Annotated in this window: 16 protein-coding genes, 5 tRNA genes and 1 pseudogene; 7 read left to right on the top strand and 15 right to left on the bottom strand. The window is 52.1% G+C overall.

The genetic code is table 11. The annotated features are described in order from the left end of the window. The first annotated feature begins 71 nt into the window (after positions 1-71). A complete protein-coding gene (gene emrA, locus C1P89_RS25370) occupies positions 72-1244 on the top strand; it encodes a multidrug efflux MFS transporter periplasmic adaptor subunit EmrA (RefSeq protein ID WP_014334056.1) in 1173 nt (390 codons plus the stop codon). A 16-nt stretch (positions 1245-1260) separates the two neighbouring features. Beyond that, the gene (emrB, locus tag C1P89_RS25365; protein WP_001295176.1) at positions 1261-2799 is read left to right on the top strand and encodes a multidrug efflux MFS transporter permease subunit EmrB; all 1539 of its coding nucleotides are present in this window, start codon (positions 1261-1263) and stop codon (positions 2797-2799) included. A 63-nt stretch (positions 2800-2862) separates the two neighbouring features. Here emrB and luxS read toward each other — a convergent pair whose 3' ends face one another. From luxS to mltB, 15 genes are all read right to left on the bottom strand, one after another. Further along, complete coding sequence (luxS, locus tag C1P89_RS25360) at positions 2863-3378, bottom strand: S-ribosylhomocysteine lyase (protein ID WP_001130211.1); 516 nt, start codon at positions 3376-3378, stop codon at positions 2863-2865. Positions 3379-3527: 149 nt separating this feature from the next. Beyond that, positions 3528-5084, bottom strand: coding sequence for a glutamate--cysteine ligase (gene gshA / locus C1P89_RS25355; protein ID WP_000611798.1), 1557 nt, complete (start codon positions 5082-5084; stop codon positions 3528-3530). 72 nt (positions 5085-5156) lie between these two features. Further along, positions 5157-5585 carry a YqaA family protein gene (locus tag C1P89_RS25350; protein ID WP_001287451.1) on the bottom strand — a complete coding sequence of 143 codons (429 nt, stop codon included), beginning with the start codon at positions 5583-5585 and terminating at the stop codon, positions 5157-5159. Further along, a complete protein-coding gene (gene yqaB, locus C1P89_RS25345) occupies positions 5582-6148 on the bottom strand; it encodes a fructose-1-phosphate/6-phosphogluconate phosphatase (RefSeq protein WP_000273290.1) in 567 nt (188 codons plus the stop codon). Before yqaB ends, C1P89_RS25350 begins: the two co-directional genes overlap by 4 nt. Positions 6149-6428: 280 nt before the next feature. Then, a tRNA-Arg gene (locus tag C1P89_RS25340) sits at positions 6429-6505 on the bottom strand. Positions 6506-6703: 198 nt separating this feature from the next. Continuing rightward, a tRNA-Arg gene (locus C1P89_RS25335) sits at positions 6704-6780 on the bottom strand. Between the two features lie 63 nt (positions 6781-6843). Further along, positions 6844-6920: transfer RNA gene (locus tag C1P89_RS25330), tRNA-Arg, on the bottom strand. A 63-nt stretch (positions 6921-6983) separates the two neighbouring features. Further along, positions 6984-7060: transfer RNA gene (locus tag C1P89_RS25325), tRNA-Arg, on the bottom strand. A 3-nt stretch (positions 7061-7063) separates the two neighbouring features. Then, positions 7064-7156 (bottom strand) — tRNA-Ser (locus tag C1P89_RS25320). Positions 7157-7471: 315 nt separating this feature from the next. Further along, positions 7472-7657 carry a carbon storage regulator CsrA gene (csrA, locus tag C1P89_RS25315; RefSeq protein ID WP_000906486.1) on the bottom strand — a complete coding sequence of 62 codons (186 nt, stop codon included), beginning with the start codon at positions 7655-7657 and terminating at the stop codon, positions 7472-7474. Between the two features lie 234 nt (positions 7658-7891). Continuing rightward, positions 7892-10522: an alanine--tRNA ligase gene (gene alaS / locus C1P89_RS25310; protein ID WP_000047176.1), complete on the bottom strand. Its 2631-nt coding sequence runs from the start codon at positions 10520-10522 to the stop codon at positions 7892-7894. Between the two features lie 127 nt (positions 10523-10649). Then, entirely contained in the window at positions 10650-11150 is a 501-nt protein-coding gene (gene recX, locus C1P89_RS25305) for a recombination regulator RecX (protein WP_000140511.1), read from the bottom strand. 227 nt (positions 11151-11377) lie between these two features. Then, a complete protein-coding gene (gene recA, locus C1P89_RS25300; RefSeq protein WP_000963143.1) occupies positions 11378-12439 on the bottom strand; it encodes a recombinase RecA in 1062 nt (353 codons plus the stop codon). 79 nt (positions 12440-12518) lie between these two features. Next, a complete protein-coding gene (gene pncC, locus C1P89_RS25295; RefSeq protein WP_000132231.1) occupies positions 12519-13016 on the bottom strand; it encodes a nicotinamide-nucleotide amidase in 498 nt (165 codons plus the stop codon). Between the two features lie 144 nt (positions 13017-13160). Further along, a complete protein-coding gene (mltB, locus tag C1P89_RS25290; protein WP_001396003.1) occupies positions 13161-14246 on the bottom strand; it encodes a lytic murein transglycosylase B in 1086 nt (361 codons plus the stop codon). A gap of 255 nt (positions 14247-14501) precedes the next feature. Here mltB and srlA point away from each other — a divergent pair, with 255 nt between their 5' ends. From srlA to gutM, 5 genes and pseudogenes are all read left to right on the top strand, one after another. Then, positions 14502-15065 carry a PTS glucitol/sorbitol transporter subunit IIC gene (gene srlA, locus C1P89_RS25285; protein WP_000573321.1) on the top strand — a complete coding sequence of 188 codons (564 nt, stop codon included), beginning with the start codon at positions 14502-14504 and terminating at the stop codon, positions 15063-15065. Further along, the gene (gene srlE, locus C1P89_RS25280) at positions 15062-16021 is read left to right on the top strand and encodes a PTS glucitol/sorbitol transporter subunit IIB (RefSeq protein ID WP_000196938.1); all 960 of its coding nucleotides are present in this window, start codon (positions 15062-15064) and stop codon (positions 16019-16021) included. The genes srlA and srlE overlap by 4 nt, the downstream gene beginning before the upstream one ends. A gap of 10 nt (positions 16022-16031) precedes the next feature. After that, positions 16032-16403 carry a PTS glucitol/sorbitol transporter subunit IIA gene (srlB, locus tag C1P89_RS25275; protein ID WP_000216210.1) on the top strand — a complete coding sequence of 124 codons (372 nt, stop codon included), beginning with the start codon at positions 16032-16034 and terminating at the stop codon, positions 16401-16403. Between the two features lie 3 nt (positions 16404-16406). Then, positions 16407-17175: pseudogene (gene srlD, locus C1P89_RS25270) on the top strand (sorbitol-6-phosphate dehydrogenase). A 105-nt stretch (positions 17176-17280) separates the two neighbouring features. Continuing rightward, on the top strand, positions 17281-17640 hold the full coding sequence (gene gutM / locus C1P89_RS25265; RefSeq protein WP_000252908.1) for a transcriptional regulator GutM: 360 nt from the start codon (positions 17281-17283) through the stop codon (positions 17638-17640). The last annotated feature ends 2 nt before the right edge of the window (positions 17641-17642 follow it).

Raw genomic sequence — 17642 nt, 5'->3', positions numbered from 1 at the left:
TCGCAACATGCTGGCCTTTTTGGCAAGCAGGTCGGCTCAGCCGATGAGTTAAGAAGATCGTGGAGAACAATATGAGCGCAAATGCGGAGACTCAAACCCCGCAGCAACCGGTAAAGAAGAGCGGCAAACGTAAGCGTCTGCTCCTCCTTCTCACCTTGCTCTTTATAATTATTGCCGTAGCGATAGGGATTTATTGTTTTTTGGTACTGCGTCATTTCGAAGAAACCGATGACGCATACGTGGCAGGGAATCAGATTCAAATTATGTCTCAGGTGTCTGGCAGCGTGACGAAAGTCTGGGCCGATAACACCGATTTTGTAAAAGAAGGCGACGTGCTGGTCACTCTCGACCCGACAGATGCTCGCCAGGCGTTTGAAAAAGCCAAAACTGCACTGGCTTCCAGCGTTCGCCAAACCCACCAGCTGATGATTAACAGCAAACAGTTGCAGGCGAATATTGAGGTGCAGAAAATCGCCCTCGCAAAAGCACAAAGCGACTACAACCGCCGTGTGCCGCTGGGCAATGCCAACCTGATTGGTCGCGAAGAGCTGCAACACGCCCGCGACGCCGTCACCAGTGCCCAGGCGCAACTGGACGTCGCTATTCAACAATACAATGCCAATCAGGCGATGATTCTGGGGACTAAACTGGAAGATCAGCCTGCCGTGCAACAGGCTGCCACCGAAGTACGTAACGCCTGGCTGGCGCTGGAGCGTACCCGTATTGTCAGTCCGATGACCGGTTATGTCTCCCGCCGCGCGGTACAGCCTGGGGCGCAAATTAGCCCAACGACGCCGCTGATGGCGGTCGTTCCAGCCACCAATATGTGGGTGGATGCCAACTTTAAAGAGACGCAGATTGCCAATATGCGTATCGGTCAGCCGGTCACTATCACCACGGATATTTACGGCGATGATGTGAAATACACCGGTAAAGTGGTTGGTCTGGATATGGGCACAGGTAGCGCATTCTCACTGCTTCCGGCGCAAAATGCGACCGGTAACTGGATCAAAGTCGTTCAGCGTCTACCTGTGCGTATCGAACTGGACCAGAAACAGCTGGAGCAATACCCGCTGCGCATTGGTTTGTCCACACTGGTGAGCGTCAATACCACTAACCGTGACGGTCAGGTACTGGCAAATAAAGTACGTTCAACACCGGTCGCGGTAAGTACCGCGCGTGAAATCAGCCTGGCACCTGTCAATAAACTGATCGACGATATCGTAAAAGCTAACGCTGGCTAATCCAGAGGTGCGTGTGATGCAACAGCAAAAACCGCTGGAAGGCGCGCAACTGGTCATTATGACGATTGCGCTGTCACTGGCGACATTCATGCAGGTGCTGGACTCCACCATTGCTAACGTGGCGATCCCCACTATCGCCGGGAATCTGGGCTCATCGCTCAGCCAGGGAACGTGGGTAATCACTTCTTTCGGGGTGGCGAATGCCATCTCGATCCCGCTTACCGGCTGGCTGGCAAAGCGCGTCGGGGAAGTGAAACTGTTCCTTTGGTCCACCATCGCCTTTGCTATTGCGTCGTGGGCGTGTGGTGTCTCCAGCAGCCTGAATATGCTGATCTTCTTCCGCGTGATTCAGGGGATTGTCGCCGGGCCGTTGATCCCGCTTTCGCAAAGTCTATTGCTGAATAACTACCCGCCAGCCAAACGCTCGATCGCGCTGGCGTTGTGGTCGATGACGGTGATTGTCGCGCCAATTTGCGGCCCGATCCTCGGCGGTTATATCAGCGATAATTACCACTGGGGCTGGATATTCTTCATCAACGTGCCGATTGGCGTGGCGGTGGTGTTGATGACACTGCAAACTCTGCGCGGACGTGAAACCCGCACCGAACGGCGGCGGATTGATGCCGTGGGGCTGGCACTGCTGGTTATTGGTATCGGCAGCCTGCAGATTATGCTCGACCGCGGTAAAGAGCTGGACTGGTTTTCATCACAGGAAATTATCATCCTTACCGTGGTGGCGGTGGTGGCTATCTGCTTCCTGATTGTCTGGGAGCTGACCGACGATAACCCGATAGTCGATCTGTCGTTGTTTAAGTCGCGCAACTTCACCATCGGCTGCTTGTGTATCAGCCTCGCGTATATGCTCTACTTCGGCGCTATTGTTCTGCTGCCGCAGTTGTTGCAGGAGGTCTACGGTTACACGGCGACCTGGGCAGGTTTGGCCTCTGCGCCGGTAGGGATTATTCCGGTGATCCTGTCGCCGATTATCGGCCGCTTCGCGCATAAACTGGATATGCGGCGGCTGGTAACCTTCAGCTTTATTATGTATGCCGTCTGCTTCTACTGGCGTGCCTATACCTTTGAACCAGGTATGGATTTTGGCGCGTCGGCCTGGCCGCAGTTTATCCAGGGGTTTGCGGTGGCCTGCTTCTTTATGCCGCTGACCACCATTACGCTGTCTGGTTTGCCACCGGAACGACTGGCGGCGGCATCGAGCCTCTCTAACTTTACGCGAACGCTGGCGGGGTCTATCGGCACGTCGATAACCACGACCATGTGGACCAACCGCGAGTCGATGCACCATGCGCAGTTGACTGAGTCGGTAAACCCGTTCAACCCGAATGCCCAGGCGATGTACAGTCAACTGGAAGGGCTTGGGATGACGCAACAGCAGGCATCAGGCTGGATTGCCCAGCAGATCACCAATCAGGGGCTGATTATTTCCGCCAATGAGATCTTCTGGATGTCAGCCGGGATATTCCTCGTACTGCTGGGGCTGGTGTGGTTTGCTAAACCGCCATTTGGCGCAGGTGGCGGTGGCGGCGGTGCGCACTAAGTACAACTAAGCCAGTTCATTTGAACTGGCTTTTTTCAATTAATTGTGAAGATAGTTTACTGACTAGATGTGCAGTTCCTGCAACTTCTCTTTCGGCAGTGCCAGTTCTTCGTTGCTGTTGATGCGTACGTCACGTTCCAGAATGCTACGCGCAATATCCTGCGCTTCCTGCAACGAGTGCATCTGGTAAGTGCCACACTGGTAGACGTTCAGTTCCGGGATCTGATTCTGATCCTGCACTTTCAGCACGTCTTCCATTGCCGCTTTCCAGGCATCAGCAACACGCTGCTCATCTGGCGTACCAATCAGACTCATATAAAAACCGGTGCGGCAGCCCATTGGCGAGATATCGATAATCTCTACACCATTACCGTTAAGATGGTTACGCATAAAACCAGCAAACAGGTGCTCCAGGGTATGGATCCCTCTTTCTGGCATCACTTCTTTGTTCGGCACGCAGAAGCGCAGATCGAACACGGTGATTGCGTCGCCATGCGGGGTGTTCATTGTTTTCGCCACCCGAACTGCAGGCGCTTCCATCCGGGTATGATCGACTGTGAAGCTATCTAACAACGGCATTTAGCCACCTCCGGTAATTTTTTTAAAAATTTTCTGAACTCTTTCTTCCCAGGCGAGTCTGAGTATATGAAAGACGCGCATTTGTTATCATCATCCCTGAATTCAGAGATGAAATTTTGGCCACTCACGAGTGGCCTTTTTCTTTTCTGTCAGGTGTGTTTTTCCAGCCACACCGCAAACGGTTCGGTATCAGCGGTTTCCATTTCCTGCTGACGGCGTTCAGATGCCTCGCGCTCGGCTACAAAATCCTCTTCGCGCAGAATTTCCAGCGGCTCTTCACGCAGCAGATTACGGTAGGCTTCTGCAAACGCTTTGCCTGTTCCGCCAATACCAGTATCAATCATAGACCTTAAGATACGGGCAGAGAAAGTCAGATCGGGATTATCGAAGCAGGCAACCAGTTCATCACACACTTTCTGATACGCGTCGCCGCCGTTAATGCTATCCAGCGTTTGCGCGACGCGTTTCAGATCGCGGAACAGATCTTTACCCACCTGCAGTAACGGGAACTGCGCGGTTTCGCAGCCGATACCCAGCGTCAGGCCCGGTTTGCGACCTTCAAGGATCACCCGGTTCCAGTTAACGCGCGTACAGGCAAGTTCGCTACTGCTCATTTCCGGTGCATCAGCCAGCGCACACCAGACCATAAACAGGTCGAGGAATCGCACCTGCTGTTCATCTACACCAATCGGCGAGAACGGGTTGATGTCCAGCGAACGCACTTCAATATATTCAATGCCGCCACGTAACAGCGCATCAGAAGGTGACTCGCCGCTGCGGGTAACGCGTTTTGGACGAATCGGCGCATACAGTTCGTTTTCAATCTGCAGCACGTTGCTATTGATTTGCAGCCTCTTACCGTCTTTCTCAATACCAATCTTCGCGTACTCTTCCGATGGCGTTTTGATTGCCTGTTTAAGGCCCGCTACGTACTCGTAAAGATCGTTGAAGGTAATACCAAGATTGCTTTGCGATTTATTGGTATAGCCGAGATCGCTCAAACGAAGAGAGGTCGCATACGGCAGGTAATACATACCGCACTCGGTTTTCTCAAACGGCAGCGACGTTGGTTTTCCTTGCAGGAAAGAAGAACAAATCGCCGGAGATGCACCAAACAGATAAGGAATGACCCAACCGAAACGATAGTAATTGCGGATAACGCGGAAATAGCCCGCAGAAATTTTCTCTTTGGCATCAGCGCCCGAGATATCACCGCACTTCGCTTGCCAGAATGCCATTGGCAAAGAGAAATTGTAGTGCACGCCGGAAATGGTTTGCATCAGCGCGCCGTAGCGATTTTTCAGCCCTTCACGATACAGCGTTTTAAAGCGTCCGGTGTTAGAAGTGCCGTACTGTGCCAGTTCGATGTCCTGACCTTCTGCGATGTAGCATGGCATACTTAACGGCCACATCCGCTCATCGCCCATATTGCGCGCCGTATAACGATGCAGATCGCGCATAAAGGTCAGCATATGTTCAATATCACCATCCACTGGTGTAATGAATTCCAGCAATGCTTCCGCAAAATCGGTAGTAATCCATTTGTGCGTCAGTGCGGAACCTAATGCTTCAGGATGACCTGTTGTTGCCAGTGTGCCATCAGCATTAACACGCAAAGTTTCGCGCTCCAGCCCACGCTGTATCCCCTTTAACGCCTGAGGATGTTTTTCCAGCCAGGCCAGCGCCTGTGATACGTCCGGGATCAAATTGACCTCCCGCCTGTCAAAATCGTTTTAATTAGCATAACTGTAATGGTGACCATATGTGCAGGCCTACAATTAGTGCCACCACATCATGCCCTGAACGGTCGCTGCTGCAACTGCAACATAGCGTAACGCTTTACCAAGGCACAAAAAAAAGATTACCGGTCCCCACGAGATGCGCATCCATCCCGCTAACAGACACAGTAAATCGCCAACCACGGGCATCCAGCTTAATAATAGCGTGACTGCACCATAGCGTTTCAGCCAGCCGATAGCTTTCTCTTGCCAGCGCGATGTTTTACGCAATGGAAAGAAACGCCCAAGGATAACGTTAGTTAACCCTCCAAGGCTATTACCCATTGTTGCTGTTAAAACTAAAACCCAGGGATGACTGATCCCGGAAAGCAACATTGCCACCAGCACGACTTCGGAGTTGCCGGGTAATAGTGTAGCGCTGAGAAAACTACTGGCAAACAACGAGAAAAGCGATAACGCTTCACTCACAGCAAGCGAACGTCCACAGCGTCCATACCTGCGGCACGGGCCGCCTGAATACCGAAATCGGCATCTTCAAAGACCACACACTGCGTCGGTTGCACGCCCATACGCTGCGCGCACAACAAAAATGTGTCTGGCGCGGGTTTATGGTGTTTGACGTGATCGGCAGCGACGACGGCGTCAAAATAATGGCGTAATCCCAGGTGCGCCAGCAATGCCTCAGCGATGGCGCTTTCACTCCCCGTTCCTACAGCCATTGGGCGACGACCATGCCAACTTTTCACCACATCAACAAGAGGAAGCGGTTCGACGCTATCCAGCAGCATACTTCTTACTGCTTCTGTTTTTTCACGCGCTAACGCATGCGGGTCGAGATCGGCCTGATTCAGCTCAATAATTGCCTGAGCAATACGCCAGGTGGGCGATCCATTAAGCGCAATCATCGCCTGAATATCGTACTGAAGACCGTAGTGCCCTAATACTTCGCGCCACGCTTTACGGTGCGTAGGCTCCGTATCCAGGATTGTGCCATCCATATCAAAAATTAAACCTGCATAACGCTCGTACATGGTCTTCTCGCAAGTCGAAAAATATGACGCTACTTTAGCGTAATTGCTTGATTTTGTCGCTGATGGCGAAGGAGAAGAAAATTCAGGAAATGGATAAAGGAGTTATTTAGAAATGAGATATTTTTGAAGGAAATTTTTTGGAGAAGATGGTGCATCCGGGAGGATGACTCACTGACGTTCGCCCTTCGGGCCGTTGCTGGCGCAACGTTATCCTTCCTGGTGCCTGCGGTTAATACCGCTATCTCTTCGATACCTTCATTGCTGAAGGTTACGGAGAATATGGTGCATCCGGGAGGATTCGAACCTCCGACCGCTCGGTTCGTAGCCGAGTACTCTATCCAGCTGAGCTACGGATGCATCGGGAAAACTTATTCTACTGCTGATATTGATACCGCTACTAAAGCCATATCAATTAAGAGATGGTGCATCCGGGAGGATTACTCGCCTTGCGGCTCGCCCTTCGGGCCGTTGCTAAAGCAACGTTATCATCCCTGGTGCCTGCGGTTAATTCCGCTACCTCTTCGATACCTTCATTGCTGAAGATTTCGGAGAATATGGTGCATCCGGGAGGATTCGAACCTCCGACCGCTCGGTTCGTAGCCGAGTACTCTATCCAGCTGAGCTACGGATGCATCGGGAAAATTTATTTTACTGCTGATATTGATACCGCTACTAAAGCCATATCAAGTAAGAGATGGTGCATCCGGGAGGATTCGAACCTCCGACCGCTCGGTTCGTAGCCGAGTACTCTATCCAGCTGAGCTACGGATGCATCGGGAAAATTTATTTTACTGCTGATATTGATACCGCTACTAAAGCCATATCAAGTAAGAGATGGTGCATCCGGGAGGATTCGAACCTCCGACCGCTCGGTTCGTAGCCGAGTACTCTATCCAGCTGAGCTACGGATGCAAATGGCGGTGAGGCGGGGATTCGAACCCCGGATGCAGCTTTTGACCGCATACTCCCTTAGCAGGGGAGCGCCTTCAGCCTCTCGGCCACCTCACCACACGCCTCTTACGAGTGCTTCGAAGAACTTGTTTATCGCTCATCGTCGCTGCGTGGCGCACATATTACTTTCTGAGACTTATAAGTCAAACAATTTTTCCCACACTTTTATCGTTTGCACACTTCACGCTCAATTAGTCTGTAAAAACGTCAAAAAGAGTGTTTTATCTACAGAAAAACGGAGGTCTGGCAGATAGCAGTAATGCAAAAAAATGGAGACTTAAGTTGAATGAACGGGAGTAAAGCGAAAAGACTATAGAGTGAAGGAGAAATTTTGAGGGTGCGTCTCACCGATAAAGATGAGACGCGGAAAGATTAGTAACTGGACTGCTGGGATTTTTCAGCCTGGATACGCTGGTAGATCTCTTCACGGTGAACAGAAACTTCCTTCGGGGCATTTACGCCAATACGTACCTGGTTGCCCTTTACCCCTAAAACTGTCACGGTGACCTCATCCCCAATCATGAGGGTCTCACCAACTCGACGAGTCAGAATCAGCATTCTTTGCTCCTTGAAAGATTAAAAGAGTCGGGTCTCTCTGTATCCCGGCATTATCCATCATATAACGCCAAAAAGTAAGCAATGACAAACACATTACATGTAAGCAGTCATGGCATTACATTCTGTTAAACCTAAGTTTAGCCGATATACACAACTTCAACCTGACTTTATCGTTGTCGATAGCGTTAATGCGAATGCCGTGAAGCGAGTCCACGGCATTGCCTGACGCTTATATTATTGCAATTTCGCGCTGACCCAGCCTTTCACACTGGCTAACGCTGCAGGTAAGGCCGCAGCATCCGTACCACCGGCTTGCGCCATGTCAGGACGTCCACCACCCTTGCCGCCCACCTGCTGAGCGACCATACCAATCAGTTCCCCTGCTTTCACACGATCTGTGACGTCCTTAGATACGCCTGCAATCAGAGAAACCTTACCTTCGGCTACCGTTGCCAGCACGATAATTGTCGACCCCAGCTGATTTTTTAAATCGTCAACCATGGTACGCAACATTTTCGGCTCAACACCGCTAAGCTCGCTAACCAACAGCTTAACACCATTAACATCAATTGCCTTACTGGAAAGATTTGCGCTCTCCTGTGCGGCAGCTTGTTCTTTAAGCTGTTGTAGTTCTTTTTCTAACTGACGCGTACGTTCCAGTACTGAGCGCACTTTATCCGCCAGATTATTGCTATCGCCTTTCAGCAGATGCGCGACTTCGCTTAAGCGATCGCTGTCTGCATGAACGGTGGTGATAGCGCCTTCTCCGGTTACCGCTTCGATACGACGAACGCCTGCAGCAGTACCCGATTCAGAGATGATGCGGAACAGACCAATATCACCAGTGCGGCTGGCGTGAGTACCGCCACACAGCTCGGTGGAGAAATCGCCCATGCTCAGCACGCGTACACGCTCATCATACTTCTCGCCGAACAGCGCCATCGCACCTTTCGCTTTCGCCGCTTCGAGATCCATGATGTTGGTTTCGATCGGCAAATTGCGACGAATCTGTGCGTTCACCAGGTCTTCGACCGCACGAATCTCTTCCGGTTTCATCGCTTCGTTGTGTGAGAAGTCGAAGCGCAGCACCTTGTCGTTAACCAGTGAACCTTTCTGCGATACATGAGTCCCCAGAACCTGGCGCAGCGCAGCGTGCATCAGGTGCGTTGCGGAGTGATTCAGACGAATACGGGCGCGACGAGCCTCATCAACATCAGCCTGCACAGCGTCGCCCACTTTCAGAGAACCCGCAGCAAGTTTACCGATGTGACCAATCGCCTGGCCGTATTTCTGCGTATCTTCCACCGCGAAGGAGAAGTTAGCGCCTTTCAGTTCGCCTTTATCACCAACCTGACCGCCGGATTCCGCATAGAATGGCGTTTGATCCAGCACGACCACAGCTTCCTGGCCTGCATTGATGGCATCAACCGCTTTACCATCAACAAACAGCGCGGTCACTTTGCCGTTCAGTTCCAGATGGTCATAGCCTTTAAATTCAGATGCACTATCAACACGGATCATTGCGTTGTAATCGGCACCAAAGCCGCTGGCTTCGCGCGCGCGACGACGCTGCTCTTCCATTGCTGCTTCAAAACCAGCTTCGTCAACTTTGATGTTGCGCTCACGACAAACATCAGCCGTCAGGTCAACCGGGAAGCCATAGGTGTCGTACAGACGGAAAGCCGTTTCACCATCCAGCGTATCACCAGAAAGTTTTGCCAGCTCTTCATCCAGCAACGCCAGACCGCGCTCCAGAGTACGGGCAAACTGCTCTTCTTCAGTCTTCAGCACCTGCTCAACCTGCGCCTGCTGGCGTTTCAGGTCTTCACCCGCAGAGCCCATAACGTCGATCAGCGGACCAACCAGTTTGTAGAAGAAGGTTTCTTTCGCGCCGAGCATATTGCCGTGACGCACTGCGCGACGAATGATACGACGCAGTACATAACCACGGTTTTCATTGGACGGCATTACGCCATCCGCGATCAGGAACGCACAAGAACGAATGTGGTCAGCGATTACGCGCAGCGATTTATTGCTCAGATCGGTCGCGCCAGTGACTTTCGCTACCGCCTGGATCAACGTGCGGAACAGGTCGATGTCATAGTTAGAGTTAACGTGTTGCAGCACCGCAGCAATACGCTCCAGACCCATACCGGTATCTACAGACGGCTTCGGCAGCGGTTCCATCGTGCCATCTGCCTGGCGGTTGAACTGCATGAAGACGATGTTCCAGATCTCAATGTAGCGGTCGCCGTCTTCTTCCGGACTTCCCGGAGGGCCACCCCAAATGTGGTCGCCGTGATCGTAGAAGATTTCGGTGCACGGGCCGCACGGACCAGTGTCACCCATCTGCCAGAAGTTGTCAGATGCGTATGGCGCACCTTTGTTATCGCCGATGCGAATAATACGTTCGCGCGGGATCCCTACTTCTTTTTCCCAGATTTCGTAGGCTTCGTCGTCGCTTTCATAGACGGTAACCCACAGACGCTCTTTCGGCAGGGCAAACCATTTTTCGCTGGTCAGCAGTTCCCATGCAAACTGAATGGCATCGTGTTTGAAATAGTCGCCGAAGCTGAAGTTGCCCAGCATTTCGAAGAAGGTATGGTGACGCGCGGTGTAACCGACGTTTTCCAGGTCGTTGTGTTTACCACCCGCACGCACGCAGCGTTGGGAAGTGGTAGCGCGGGAATAATTACGCTTGTCGAGCCCAAGGAACACATCCTTGAACTGGTTCATCCCGGCGTTGGTAAACAACAAAGTTGGGTCGTTATGGGGTACCAGGGAGCTGCTGGCAACTACCTGATGTCCCTTACTATGGAAAAAGTCGAGAAACGCCTGACGGATCTCAGCGGTGCTCTTGCTCATAATTATCCTGAAATCAAGCTAACGAAATATCGCCACCAGCTCCAGCGTGTCTTAACCGCCGGGCTGGTAACTGAAAAGTGGGAATAAGATAAGTTTTCTTGAGTGGGAAGTAAAATACCGTATGCGTTCAGTCGGCAAAATTTCGCCAAATATCCTGGATATCTTCCATCAGATAGCCACGATAGAGCAGAAAACGCTGGATCTTAACTTTTTCTGAAAAGACAGTTGGCAAAGGTTCACCATATTTTCGCGTCGCCTGATCGCGCACCAGTGCGCACCAGTCGATGTCACATTCACGCATCGCTTTTTCTGTCGCTTCGCGGGAAATACCTTTCTGATTCAGTTCCTGACGAATACGTGCAGGTCCATAACCTTTGCGGCTACGGCTGGCGATAAAGCGCGCAACAAATCGGCTGTCATCGAGATAGCCATGTTCATGGCACCAGGCAATAACGCGCTCGTAATCTTCTGCCGTAGCATCAATCTCTTCTGGGCCATTTTTGCCCATAATCGGTGCCGCGAGTTTACGTCGCAGTTCTTGCTCACTGTGATCGCGCACCGCCAGAATGCGTACCGCACGATCCAACAGGCGAGCATATGCCGGGCGACGGGATGTTGATTCTGTCATGGCATATCCTTACAACTTAAAAAAGCAAAAGGGCCGCAGATGCGACCCAGGTTTTGCTGATAAACAGATTTAATAGTCAATGAGTGTGCAGCCAATTCGTTAGAGGATCGAGGTGAGAGTAATTTTTCACGCCAGTGTTGGCCTGTTCCCCTCACCCTAACCCTCTCCCCAAAGGGGCGAGGGGACCGTCCGTGCACACATTATCTATTATCATCAATAACGAACGATTAAAAATCTTCGTTAGTTTCTGCTACGCCTTCGCTGTCATCTACAGAGAAATCCGGCGTTGAGTTCGGGTTGCTCAGCAGCAACTCACGTACTTTCTTCTCGATCTCTTTCGCGGTTTCCGGGTTATCTTTCAGCCAGGCAGTTGCATTCGCTTTACCCTGACCGATCTTCTCACCTTTGTAGCTGTACCACGCGCCTGCTTTCTCGATCAGCTTCTCTTTTACGCCCAGGTCAACCAGTTCGCCGTAGAAGTTGATACCTTCGCCGTAGAGGATCTGAAATTCAGCCTGTTTAAACGGTGCAGCGATTTTGTTCTTCACCACTTTCACGCGGGTTTCGCTACCCACCACGTTTTCGCCCTCTTTCACCGCGCCGATACGACGGATGTCGAGACGAACAGAGGCGTAGAATTTCAGCGCGTTACCACCGGTAGTGGTTTCCGGGTTACCGAACATCACACCAATTTTCATACGGATCTGGTTGATGAAGATCAGCAGCGTGTTGGACTGCTTCAGGTTACCCGCCAGCTTACGCATCGCCTGGCTCATCATACGTGCCGCAAGGCCCATGTGAGAGTCGCCGATTTCGCCTTCGATTTCCGCTTTCGGCGTCAGTGCCGCCACGGAGTCAACGACGATAACGTCTACTGCGCCAGAACGCGCCAGGGCGTCACAGATTTCCAGTGCCTGCTCGCCGGTGTCCGGCTGGGAGCACAGCAGGTTATCGATATCGACGCCCAGTTTACGTGCGTAGATTGGGTCCAGCGCGTGTTCAGCATCGATAAACGCACAGGTTTTACCTTCACGCTGCGCTGCGGCGATCACCTGCAGCGTCAGCGTGGTTTTACCGGAAGATTCCGGTCCGTAGATTTCGACGATACGGCCCATCGGCAGACCACCTGCCCCAAGCGCGATATCCAGTGAAAGCGAACCGGTAGAGATGGTTTCCACATCCATGGAACGGTCTTCACCCAGGCGCATGATGGAGCCTTTACCAAATTGTTTCTCAATCTGGCCCAGTGCTGCCGCCAACGCTTTCTGTTTGTTTTCGTCGATAGCCATTTTTACTCCTGTCATGCCGGGTAATACCGGATAGTCAATATGTTCTGTTGAAGCAATTATACTGTATACTCATACAGTATCAAGTGTTTTGTAGAAATTGTTGCCACAAGGTCTGCAATGCATACGCAGTAGCCTGACGACGCACCGCATCACGGTCGCCGCTGAAGCATTCCCGCCGGGTAATGCCTTCACCGCGGGCAGTGGCAAAAGCAAACCAGACGGTGCCGACAGGCTTCTCTTCACTGCCGCCATCCGGCCCGGCGATACCACTAATAGACACGGCATAATCAGCACGAGCCGCTTTCAGTGCACCTATCGCCATTTCCACCACGACGGGTTCACTCACCGCGCCATGCTGCGCCAGCGTCTCTTCGCGTACGCCGATCATCTGCGCTTTGGCTTCGTTACTGTAGGTGACAAATCCGCGTTCAAACCAGGCGGAGCTACCGGCAATATCGGTAATCACTTTCGCTACCCAACCACCGGTACAAGACTCGGCAGTTGTTACGGTTGCGCCACGGGCTTTCAGCGCCTGCCCAACCTGTTCGCTTAACTGCATCAGTTCACTGTCAGTCATCACAACCTCAGTCAGTCAAAAATTTATGCCGGACAAGATAGCACTTTCGTCAGGAAGATGGTGTTGGCGTTGCAATTTTACGAGGAGGATTCAGAAAAAAGCTGATTAGCCAGAGGGAAGCTCACGCCCCCCTCTTGCAAATAGTTACTGCACGCGCGCCAGCGCCACGGCTTGTCCTAACTGCCAGACCGCCATTGCGTAATGGGTGCTGTGGTTATAACGGGTAATGGTGTAGAAGTTCGGCAGACCGTACCAGTACTGGTAACCGGTACCGACATCCAGACGCAGCAGGCTGGCTTGTTGATGGTTGCCCAGCGGCTGCTGTGGCGTTAAACCTGCCGTGGCAAGCTGCGAAATGCTGTACCTGGTTTTGAAGCCATTTGGCAAGCCTGGAGCCTGACCGTTTGCCATTACCGCGACCTGATCGCCTTTCACCCAGCCGTGCGCTTTGAAATAGTTCGCCACACTACCGATCGCATCAACCGGATCCCACAGGTTGATATGCCCGTCGCCGCTGAAATCTACCGCATATTGTTTGTAAGACGACGGCATAAACTGTCCGTAGCCCATCGCCCCGGCAAAGGAACCTTTCAGATTGAGCGGATCGTCCTGCTCGTCGCGCGCCATCAACAGGAAGGTTTCCAGCTCGCCAGAGAAATACTCCGCGCGGCGTGGGTAGTTAAATGACAGCGTTGCCAGCGCATCGAGGATGCGAGTTTTCCCCATCACGCGCCCCCAGCGGGTTTCAACGCCGATAATCCCGACGATAATTTCCGGCGGTACGCCATACACCTGCCACGCGCGATTCAACGCATCTTCATACTGATTCCAGAAAACCACACCGTTCTGCACGTTGTCCGGCGTAATAAATTTTTTGCGATAACGCAGCCATGCGCCGTTCGGACCTGATGGCGGTTTCACCGATGTGGTTGGTGCCTGGTTATCCATCAGCCGCAGTACCGAATCCAGACGCTTCGCCTGGGAGAGAATTTCCTGCAACTGCTGACGATCGAAACCGTGTTTGTTCACCATTCTGTCGATGAACTGCTGGGCATTCGGGTTATTAGCGAAATCGCCGCCCATCTGCATCACATTGTGCTGAGGCTCAAGCAGGAAGCCGCCAGACGGCGTTCCGGTGGTCGTTTCAGTCTCAGTAGGTTTTGGCTTGCTGCTACAGGCGGCAAGCAACACAAAAAGGGGAAGCAATGTTACATAACGACGCTTGAACATGAGGGGTCCATTTAACAGATTCAACCAGGGGCAAGTATGGTAAAGCATCACGCCCCGCACAAGGAAGCGGTAGTCACTGCCCGATACGGACTTTACATAACTCAACTCATTCCCCTCGCTATCCTTTTATTCAAACTTTCAAATTAAAATATTTATCTTTCATTTTGCGATCAAAATAACACTTTTAAATCTTTCAATCTGATTAGATTAGGTTGCCGTTTGGTAATAAAACAATAAATCCTGAAGGAGAGAACAATGATAGAAACCATTACTCATGGTGCAGAGTGGTTTATCGGGCTGTTCCAAAAGGGCGGAGAGGTGTTTACCGGGATGGTGACCGGCATTCTTCCGCTGTTGATTAGCCTGCTGGTTATCATGAACGCACTGATTAATTTTATCGGTCAGCATCGTATTGAACGTTTTGCTCAACGTTGCGCCGGTAACCCTGTTTCCCGTTACCTGCTGCTACCGTGCATTGGCACGTTTGTCTTTTGCAATCCGATGACCTTAAGCCTGGGTCGCTTTATGCCGGAAAAGTACAAACCCAGCTACTACGCGGCAGCCTCTTATAGCTGCCACTCAATGAATGGCCTCTTTCCCCATATCAACCCTGGCGAACTGTTTGTTTATCTTGGCATTGCCAGCGGTCTGACAACGCTGAACCTGCCACTTGGCCCACTGGCGGTGAGCTATCTGCTGGTTGGTCTGGTCACCAACTTCTTTCGCGGCTGGGTGACCGATCTGACCACCGCCATTTTTGAGAAAAAGATGGGCATTCAACTTGAACAAAAAGTTCACCTGGCAGGAGCAACATCATGACGCGTATTCGGATCGAAAAAGGAACGGGTGGCTGGGGCGGCCCGCTTGAGCTGGAAGCCACGCCGGGCAAAAAAATCGTCTATATCACCGCCGGTACCCGGCCTGCGATTGTTGACAAACTGGCACAACTTACTGGCTGGCAGGCTATTGACGGATTTAAAGAAGGTGAACCCGCGGAGGCGGAAATTGGTGTCGCGGTAATCGACTGTGGCGGCACATTACGCTGCGGCATCTATCCGAAACGACGTATTCCCACCATTAATATCCACTCGACGGGCAAGTCCAGTCCGCTGGCGCAGTACATTGTGGAAGATATTTATGTCTCTGGCGTAAAAGAAGAAAACATCACTGTAGTGGGTGATGCGACACCACAACCCTCTTCCGTGGGCCGTGACTATGACACCAGCAAGAAAATCACCGAACAAAGCGATGGTTTACTGGCGAAGGTGGGAATGGGTATGGGTTCTGCCGTTGCCGTGTTGTTTCAATCTGGTCGTGACACCATCGACACTGTATTAAAAACCATTCTGCCGTTTATGGCGTTCGTCTCGGCGCTCATTGGCATCATTATGGCTTCTGGCCTTGGTGACTGGATTGCCCACGGTCTTGCTCCGCTGGCGAGCCATCCACTGGGTCTGGTCATGCTGGCGCTCATCTGCTCCTTCCCGCTGCTTTCACCTTTCCTCGGCCCAGGCGCAGTTATCGCACAGGTTATCGGCGTATTGATTGGCGTGCAGATTGGTCTCGGCAATATTCCGCCGCATCTGGCTTTACCGGCACTGTTTGCCATCAACGCGCAGGCGGCCTGCGACTTCATCCCGGTCGGTTTGTCGCTGGCGGAAGCCCGTCAGGACACGGTTCGCGTCGGTGTCCCTTCTGTACTGGTGAGCCACTTTTTAACCGGCGCACCGACTGTACTGATCGCCTGGTTTGTCTCCGGTTTTATCTATCAATAGAGGCTGAAACATGACCGTTATTTATCAGACCACCATCACCCGTATCGGCGCGAGTGCCACTGACGCCCTCAGCGACCAGATGCTCATCACCTTTCGTGAAGGCGCGCCAGCGGACCTCGAAGAGTATTGCTTCATTCATTGCCACGGCGAGTTGAAAGGTGCACTCCATCCCGGTTTGCAATTTACGCTCGGGCAGCATCGCTATCCGGTGACCGCTGTTGGCAGCGTGGCGGAAGACAACCTTCGCGAACTGGGTCATGTCACCCTGCGCTTCGATGGTTTAAACGAAGCGGAATTTCCGGGCACTGTCCATGTGGCAGGCCCTGTACCCGACGATATCGCGCCGGGATCGGTTTTGAAGTTTGAATCTGTTAAGGAGTAAAAAATGAATCAGGTTGCCGTTGTCATCGGTGGTGGGCAAACCTTAGGCGCGTTCCTGTGCCACGGTCTGGCTGCCGAGGGGTATCGCGTCGCGGTTGTCGATATTCAGAGCGACAAAGCCGCAAATGTGGCACAAGAAATTAACGCCGAATATGGTGAAGGAACAGCGTATAGTTTTGGTGCTGACGCCACCAGCGAGCAAAGCGTCCTGGCGCTCTCTCGTGGGGTAGATGAAATCTTTGGTCGCGTGGATTTGCTGGTCTACAGCGCCGGAATAGCAAAAGCAGCCTTTATCAGCGACTTCCAGCTCGGCGATTTTGACCGTGAATCTGGTGGGTTATTTCCTGTGTGCCCGTGAATTTTCTCGTTTGATGATCCGCGACGGGATTCAGGGTCGCATTATTCAGATCAACTCGAAATCCGGCAAAGTGGGCAGCAAACACAACTCTGGCTACAGCGCAGCGAAATTTGGTGGCGTCGGGCTGACTCAATCACTGGCGCTGGATCTGGCGGAGTACGGCATTACGGTGCATTCACTGATGCTCGGTAACCTGCTGAAATCGCCTATGTTCCAGTCACTGTTACCCCAATACGCGACCAAGCTGGGTATCAAACCGGATCAAGTCGAGCAGTATTACATCGACAAAGTACCGCTCAAACGCGGCTGCGATTATCAGGATGTGCTGAATATGCTGCTGCTCTATGCCAGTCCTAAGGCGTCGTACTGCACCGGACAGTCGATCAATGTCACCGGCGGTCAGGTGATGTTCTAATCAACAGCGGAGATCCGTTAAGGATCTCCGTGAGACTAATAGAATGCCTGATGCGCTACGCTCATCAGGCATACAGGACTTCCGCCACTACATTAAGGAAAAGTTATGGTATCCGCACTCATCACCGTCGCCGTTATCGCCTGGTGTGCGCAACTGGCCTTAGGCGGCTGGCAAATTTCTCGTTTTAACCGTGCCTTCGACACACTATGCCAGCAAGGGCGGGTTGGCGTGGGCCGTTCCAGCGGGCGCTTTAAACCACGGGTCGTGGTCGCCATCGCCCTGGACGATCAGCAGCGCATCGTCGACACCTTGTTTATGAAAGGACTGACCGTCTTCGCACGACCGCAAAAAATTCCCGCAATTACCGGTATGCATGCGGGTGATTTACAGCCCGATGTGATCTTTCCCCATGATCCACTATCACAGAATGCTCTATCATTGGCGCTTAAACTGAAACGTGGATAATT

This window comes from Shigella sonnei (assembly GCF_002950395.1).
Lineage (GTDB): Bacteria > Pseudomonadota > Gammaproteobacteria > Enterobacterales > Enterobacteriaceae > ECMA0423.
This window is presented reverse-complemented; position numbering and strand designations above follow the sequence as displayed.